This is a genomic window from Acinetobacter sp., assembly GCF_036659555.1.
Classification (GTDB): Bacteria; Pseudomonadota; Gammaproteobacteria; order Pseudomonadales; family Moraxellaceae; genus Acinetobacter.
The window spans coordinates 1-7336 of record NZ_JAVXCI010000121.1 but is presented as its reverse complement, the minus strand read 5'-3'; the positions used below and the strand labels follow the sequence as shown (position 1 = coordinate 7336).

Annotated in this window: 6 protein-coding genes; 1 reads left to right on the top strand and 5 read right to left on the bottom strand. The window is 46.6% G+C overall.

Features of this window, described 5'->3' with window-relative positions; all coding sequences use genetic code 11:
- Nucleotides 1–164: 164 nt before the first annotated feature.
- Entirely contained in the window at nt 165–359 is a 195-nt protein-coding gene (locus RSA72_RS13255) for a hypothetical protein (RefSeq protein WP_332633323.1), read from the top strand.
- Nucleotides 360–563: 204 nt separating this feature from the next.
- Here the strand turns inward: RSA72_RS13255 and RSA72_RS13250 are convergent, their stop codons facing one another.
- The 5 genes from RSA72_RS13250 to RSA72_RS13230 form a co-directional block, all read right to left on the bottom strand.
- Nucleotides 564–1109 (bottom strand): GNAT family N-acetyltransferase, encoded by a 546-nt coding sequence (locus RSA72_RS13250; protein WP_332624238.1) that lies wholly within the window; start codon nt 1107–1109, stop codon nt 564–566.
- A 270-nt stretch (nt 1110–1379) separates the two neighbouring features.
- A complete protein-coding gene (locus tag RSA72_RS13245; RefSeq protein ID WP_332624239.1) occupies nt 1380–3980 on the bottom strand; it encodes a TonB-dependent hemoglobin/transferrin/lactoferrin family receptor in 2601 nt (866 codons plus the stop codon).
- A gap of 132 nt (nt 3981–4112) precedes the next feature.
- Nucleotides 4113–5102, bottom strand: coding sequence for a FecR family protein (locus tag RSA72_RS13240; protein ID WP_332633321.1), 990 nt, complete (start codon nt 5100–5102; stop codon nt 4113–4115).
- Complete coding sequence (locus tag RSA72_RS13235) at nt 5092–5640, bottom strand: sigma-70 family RNA polymerase sigma factor (protein WP_332624717.1); 549 nt, start codon at nt 5638–5640, stop codon at nt 5092–5094. Before RSA72_RS13235 ends, RSA72_RS13240 begins: the two co-directional genes overlap by 11 nt.
- Before the next feature lie 293 nt (nt 5641–5933).
- The coding region (locus tag RSA72_RS13230) for an AMP-binding protein (protein WP_332633319.1) at nt 5934–7336 on the bottom strand (1403 nt) is incomplete at its 5' end.

The window sequence follows — 7336 nt, the reverse complement described above, 5'->3', positions numbered from 1 at the left end:
TCATCAAAACGAATGCGTTTAATTGAACATGCAAACTCTGTACTCATGGCGATCCGCTACCCTAATTTCTAAAATAAAAGCAAAATTTCTGTATGCAGTAATTTATACTTGAAACAGAACATGAATAAAAATGATTTAATCTAACACCAAGATGAGTAAAATTCATGTTTATGGGTTCTGTTGTATTCATTCAGGATGAAAGGCAGAAAGCTGGCTGCGTCCTCTGCGGTCAATTAAGTCAGTTAAACCAGCATGAAATTCTGAAAAATAAGCGCTTAGGTTATGTCTTGGCGCATATCCAGCACAAAGGATGGAAAATGGAACAGCTGAAAATAGCAAGCTTATGGAGCGTAAATTAAAAGGTGTATAAAATCATATAACACACTGAACTATATATTATTTTATTGCATAAATCATGATCTGAACTTCAGATAAACATAAGTTAAACTGCATATCTAAGACTGTGGCCTGCGCAGCGCATCTGTTGCCACAGCTCTGCATCGTGAATCCAGACAAGCCTAATTCACGATAATATTTTTGTAAAATTTATGGAGCAGATTTGGTTAAACAAGTTCAGGCAGCAATAAGCCATAAATAATCGAATCTGATATTTCATCACCAACGATCCAGCGCTGTTTTAAATACCCTTCTTGTTCAAATCCTAATTTTGCCAGCAATGCCGCCGATCCTTGATTTTCAGGATGGATATCTGCTTCTAGGCGCCGAATTAAAAGCTGCGATTGAAGACAGTGAATAAATGCCTGCATTGCTTCCTGCATATATCCTTTCCCCTGCTTGTCTTCATCCAGACAATAGCCAATTTCACCGCGGCGCGACGCCTCATGATGATCAAAAAACATGCACATGCCAATCATCAGCTGACTTTGTTTTTCTATAACCGCTAATCGAAGGCCTGCATTTTTCTGCATCTGCGCAATATCATTGATGATGTCTTCCTTTGCGTCTTTAATCGACTGCCAAGGAAGATGGCTCCAGTAGCGTGTAACCGATGGAGAACTCATGATCTTAAACCAGATCTCAGCATCATCCGCCGCAAATGGGCGTAGAATCAGCCGTTCAGTTTCAATTTGAATATCTGCGTAACGCATGGCTATTTCCCCCCTCTTAGAAATAAATAAAATTTTCTAGAAATATGGCGCTTGATTCGTATTATTGGATACTGAATCCTGATGCGCTGAAATACGCTCCAGCAAACTTATATGAGTCAATTTACTGGAAAATTTTACGCTGCCTCTTGCATAAACAGCATATTAGACCAGGCCCGGCAGCATTAAGCCAGGCCAATTCAAAGCCCTCAAATAAAAATCAATAAACAGTTTTGGACAGCGCTGTAGGCTTGCCTAAGCACAATCCTTAAATTAAAATTTCTGAGAAATGCTTAATTTATAATCCCTGCCTGTACCGGTCATATATTCTCCCAAATACATTTTGTAGTCCCGGTTAAATAGGTTGTCGATAGAGAAATTCAGGACAGGCCCTTTTTCCCCAGCCGGCTGCCATTCTGCGTATACGCTATGCAGCGAATAGCCTTTGGTTTTCGGCAAAGAAAACGAAGACGCCGCTATGGATTTATCATGATCAGACAGGCGCCTGTTTTGAGCGTCAACAAAAGTTCCCCGCCATCCCATAGTTAAATGATGTTCCGGAACATTTACCCCCAAAGTGGCCGTTGCTTTCTTAGGCGGAATATCAATCATCCAGGTTTTTTGGTCAAACCACGGGTTTACCGGTGAGTTGTCATGCTGGCCACGAATATAGGAATAGGTTAAACCCGTAAACCAAGCCGGCTGGTTGTAGAAAACCTCAGCTTCATAGGCTTTAACCGTATAATCTGTGGCATTGCGATAACCGCTGCGGTCATGATTGCCATTGCACGCATCTGCATTTGATGAGCCGCCTTGCGCAATAATATCTGCCTGCGCTTTGCATAGGACGGAACGCGTGCGGAAAATCTGGTCCGAACCGCGGTTGCGGTGATAAGTTAAGCGCACCTGCAAATGGTCGTCATCCGACCATACATCATCAAAGTTCATCTCACTGCCTAAGCGGACTGCCAGCATTTTTTCAGGTTTCAAAGACAAGCTTGCTGCTGATATTTTTCCGCCTGGCGCATCGACAGAATACTGTTCATCAATGCGCGGAGCGCGCCATGTTTTGCTTATATTGGCAAACCAGGTTAAATAATCCGCCTGCTGCCAGGCCAAAGCCAAGCGCGGAGACCATCCTGTATAAGTTTTATCTGAATAAATATGCCCTGAAGAAACGGTATTGAACCTTGGCGCTCTGCTGCCATAGCTTTGGTTCTTAACCGCATCATAGCGCAGCGAAGGCGTAACCGTCACGGCGCCAATTTGATATTGATCTTCCGCAAATGCGCTATACATTTGCTGATCACCGGCAGGCATGTAGTTTGGCTCATAATAGCCGTAATTATATTGCGCATCGTTATCTTTGGATTTCACATGCATCAAAGATTTTTGCTTCATCTTTTGATACTGTGCGCCAATTTTGATTTTATGCGCCCCATACTCCGTTTTTAAATCACTGATATTCAATAATTTTAAGGAAGTATTGGCATAATTGACCCAGCTTTCATTGCCTAAATTCCCCACGCCACCTGCAGTAGCGCTAGGCAAGCGGGTATCGTGCTGCTTGGTTTCAGAATATGAAGCCGTTGCTTTAAAGTTTAAATAAGGATTGTCGGCAGGGTCCAGCTCGTAGCTTGCAGAATAGCTGGTATCTGTTTGATCGCGGTAAACCAATTTGCGCTTCCAGGCTTCATCATAGCCGTATTTTTTAATGTCCGCCGCAGTTGGAGTAGCATCATCATCGCGCATGGCAGCAAAAGGCTCCCATGCCTGATGCCCGCTGCGCATGGCATTTAAAGAGATTTTTTGGCCGTCTGCAGGATGAAAATTGAGTTTCGCCAAATAGGTATCCTGCTCCTGCGCAGAATATAGAAACTTGCTGCCGTCAGGGCGCTTTACATTCCCGCTGTCCCGTTTGGTGTAATAAAGCATGCCGTCAGCCAGCTGATTCTCAGTCCGGCCATATACGGCGCCGGTATAGGTATTTTGACTGTTATTTGAAAAACGCGAATATTTCACAAATGCGCCAAGATTTTTATCTTCTTTCAGCAAATCAGCGGCGTCTTTGGTTTCTAAAGTAACTTTGCCGCCGAAACCGCCATTTCCGACTTCAACATTATGCGGGCCTTTGTCCACAGTGATTTTCTTTAAGATTTCAGGCTCAATAAATACTGAACCCTGCCGGTATTTATCAAAACTTTTAACAGAGTCATCCAGCGTAATGGGAACATCCGCCACCCCGCCCATGCCTAAAATGTTAATGGTTTGGCCGCCCGGACGCGGCGACCCGGCGGAACCGACACTGGGCATATTGTCCAGAAGCTGCGCGACATTGTTCGCCTGATAGCGGTCAATCGCTTTCTGATTCAGTACGCTCTGCCCGAACTTTATGGTGTCTTTCTGATCCGCCTCAACCACAATCGGCGTCATCTGATAAGTTTGATTCTGGCCGCTTATGCTGGACGGAGCCGCCTGCTTTGGCGCTGCTGTTTTAGCGCCTGCATTCGCGGCTGGAACAGCCGGCTGCGATGCAGGCCTTTCTGTCAGCACATATCCGGCTGCGGTTTTTTGAATCTCAAACGGCGTATTCTGTACCAGCACAGCAAAGAGCTGATCCGGTGTATATCTGCCTTTAACTGCCTGAACTTGATAGCGGCCGGTTTTTGCGGAATTCAGCAAGAGTGAAACATTGGCTTGCTGCGCCAAGCTGTTTAAAGCCTGCGTGAGTGAGCCGCTTTGGACTTGGTAGAAAGCTACCGGCGCGGCGGCATCCGCATAAGTTTGCATGCTGATGGCACCCATGGATAAGGCTATAGCCGCTGCCAGCGCGAGCGGCTTGACTGCAATTTTTTGATACAGGGATTGAGGCATTCTATATTCACCGCAAGTTAAATGATAATCATTAACCATGTTCAATTGTAGAAAATCTGTGTTCTAAACTGTATGACGAAGCAGACGGCAAAAAACCGCAATGGATTGCGGTTTTTTGCTGAAATTTAAGCTTTATTCATTTGCTGTTATCGCTATCACATGGCTGCTGATCTTTCTAATTTTCAGCTGCGGGTGCTGAACGAGAAGCAAACTCAGGGTTTTATCCAAGTCCTGCTGCGCATTGATCACGCCGCTGACTTTGTAGTGGCTTAGCGCGGAATGATTGAATACTAAATACTGATGATGATAGCGCCCTAAGCGTGTGAGCAGGTCTGGCAGCGGCAGATTATCCGCCAGTATCTGCTGCTTTTGCCAAGCCAGCTCAGCCGATGGAATGCTTAAGGCGGATATTTCACTCAGGCCCTGCGCATCCGCAGTCAGGGTTTCGCCCTGCTGAACGACTTTCAGCGCATGGCTTGCACTGGATGAGCGGGTTTCCACTTTGGAATGCAGCATGCTTAACGTGCTGCTGCTTGCATACTGATGAACAATAAACCGCGTGCCCAGCGCCTTAAAATCCGCCTGAGGCGTATGAATGATCAAAGGCCGGTTTTGGTCTTTGGCGACATCAATATACAAATCGCCCTGCACTAAATTGATCTGCCTTTTTTCGGATTTAAAATCCAGATTAATCGCCGATTTTGCGCCTAAAGTAATTTTGGAGCCGTCTTCCAGGATAAATGACTGCATTTCTCCAGTATCGGTTTTCAAGTCTGCCGTATAGTAAGAAAAAACAGCTGAATTGTGCGCGATGTATCCCGCGGCCCCCACACTGAGGCAAAGCATGAATGCCTTGGTGAAGAGCTGCTGAATCTGCTGCCTGCTTTGCCGGCTCACCTGCATGGAGTCCTGAATATTCTGGCTGGCAATGCCGTGAGTGGCTGAAAGCTGCTGCATGGTTTCAGAAAAATTCAGCATCTGATCCAATTGGCCCTGATATTCAGGATGCCGGATTTTCCAGGCTTCAAACTCAATTTGCGCTTGCTGGCGCTCATCCGGGTCATCCGCATTTAAGCGGATAATCCATAACGCCATGTCTTTTCGCAGCTGTTTAGCGTCCATTGTGCCCGTGCTCTGGCAGACTGTCTCTCGCTTCATAGCAAAGCTGCAGGCATTCGGCTAAATACAGCTGCGTTGTGCGCAAAGACTTGCCTATTTCCGCAGCAACCTCGCTTTGGCTGTAGCCCTCAAAGTAATACATGAGAAAGGCTTTTCGGGTGAGCGCCGCCGTATTCTGCAAAGCAATGGTCAGAAAGTCTAAGATGAGTACCGCTTCCTCAATCTGATTTGAGGAAATCAGCATCTCCTGATCATCAGCCTGCTGCTTCAGCGTTTCCAGATAATTCCGTTCCAGCATATAGCGGCGCTGCTTATCAATAAGCAGATGTTTTGCAACATTGACCAGATAGGCGCGCGGTTCCTGAATGGCAAGCAGCTGTTTGGTTTGCAGCAGCTTTACAAAAGTATCCTGAACCAGATCGGCGGCACTAAAGGGATGCCGGATGCGCCGGCTCAGCCATTGCTGCAGCCAGTCATGATGGTCTAAATACATGTCTTGCAGCAGCTGCTGCCTTGATTGGGTTGAGGGCGCTTGAATCATGGGGGAGAAATACAGGGAGATATAAATAATAATAATTATCGTTTACATCTGCGGTTTTGTAAATGATCTTCTGCTAAAGAACTTCTTTGGCTAAAAAATGCTGTTCCTATTGCGCATTATTGAGCGCTTATTCGTCATACATGTATCCCCCATTTTTAAACCTTTTGCATACGAGATTTCTAATGAATCAGGCACTGTCTGCTAAGCCAAATGCTCAAGAAAAACCGAATAAAAACGGTTCGGCAGCCTTAATCAGCTGCCGAACCGTTACAACTAAGCGCTATACAGGATAATCAGGCAATATCTTCAAGCAGATTCAGCTCCTGACGCATAAATTCCTGCAGTTTGAATTTCTGCGCCTTGCCGGAAGCCGTCATTGGAAATTCAGTAAAGAAACGCACATAGCGCGGCACTTTGTTGTGGGAAATATGCTCTGCGCAGTATCGGCGGATTTCCTCTTCGCTGGACTGGTGATGGTCATGCAGGATAATGCAGGCGCAAAGCTCCTCGCCATAGCGCGCGTCAGGCAAGCCAATAACCTGCACATCAGACACATCCGGATGGGTATACAGGAAATCTTCAATTTCTTTCGGGAACAGGTTTTCGCCGCCGCGGATGACCACATCCTTAATGCGGCCTTTGATTTTCACAAAGCCGTCATTGTCCATTTCAGCAATATCGCCGGTATGCATCCACTTGGCGACATCAATGACCTCTCCGGTTTTATCATTGTCTTCCCAGTAACCCAGCATGACCGAATAGCCGCGCACGCAGAGTTCGCCGAGCTTGCCGCGCGGCACAACCTTGCCATTTTCATCGACAATTTTGATTTCAAGATGCGGATGCACCCGCCCCACCGTTCCGACGCGGTGTTCCACAGAATCCGAAGTTGAGCTTTGCGCGCTGACAGGCGCGGTTTCCGTCATGCCGTAACAGATGGTGATTTCAGACATATGCATCCGCTCCATCACGCGCTGCATGATTTCACGCGGGCACGGGCTGCCGGCCATAATGCCTGTGCGCAGGCTGGAAAGGTCAAATTCATCAAACTGTTCATGCTCAAGCACGGCGATGAACATAGTCGGAACGCCGTAAGCCGCGGTGCACTTTTCCTGCTGAATCGCTTTGAGCGTATCCAGCGGGTTAAATGCCGCCGATGGATAAATCATGGCGGAACCGTGGGTAATGCAGGCCAGATTGCCCATGACCATGCCAAAGCAGTGGAATAACGGCACCGAAATGCACACCCGGTCTTGCGGCGTCAAATGAATGGCTTCACCGACAAAATATCCATTATTCAAAATGTTGTTGTGGGTCAGCATAGTCCCTTTGGGATTGCCCGTGGTGCCGGAGGTAAACTGGATATTAATGGTTTCATCAAACTGCAGGTCTGCGCCTATTGCCTGCAGCCGCTCCAGCTGCGCGGGCGCAGGTTCCGGCAGCAAATCCGCAAAGCGGTGAATGCCTGCATGCGCTTCATGGTCAATTTTAATGATGTGCTTTAAATGCGGCAGGCGTTTTGCGGACAGCAGCTTGCCTGCAGACTGCGCAATTTCAGGGGCAATTTTAGTTAAAATTTCCTGATAATTGCTGCTCTTAAACTGCGATGCAATGACCAGCGCCTTGCATGACACTTTATTCAGCACATATTCAAGCTCACTGCTTTTATATGCAGGATTCAAATTGACTAAAATAA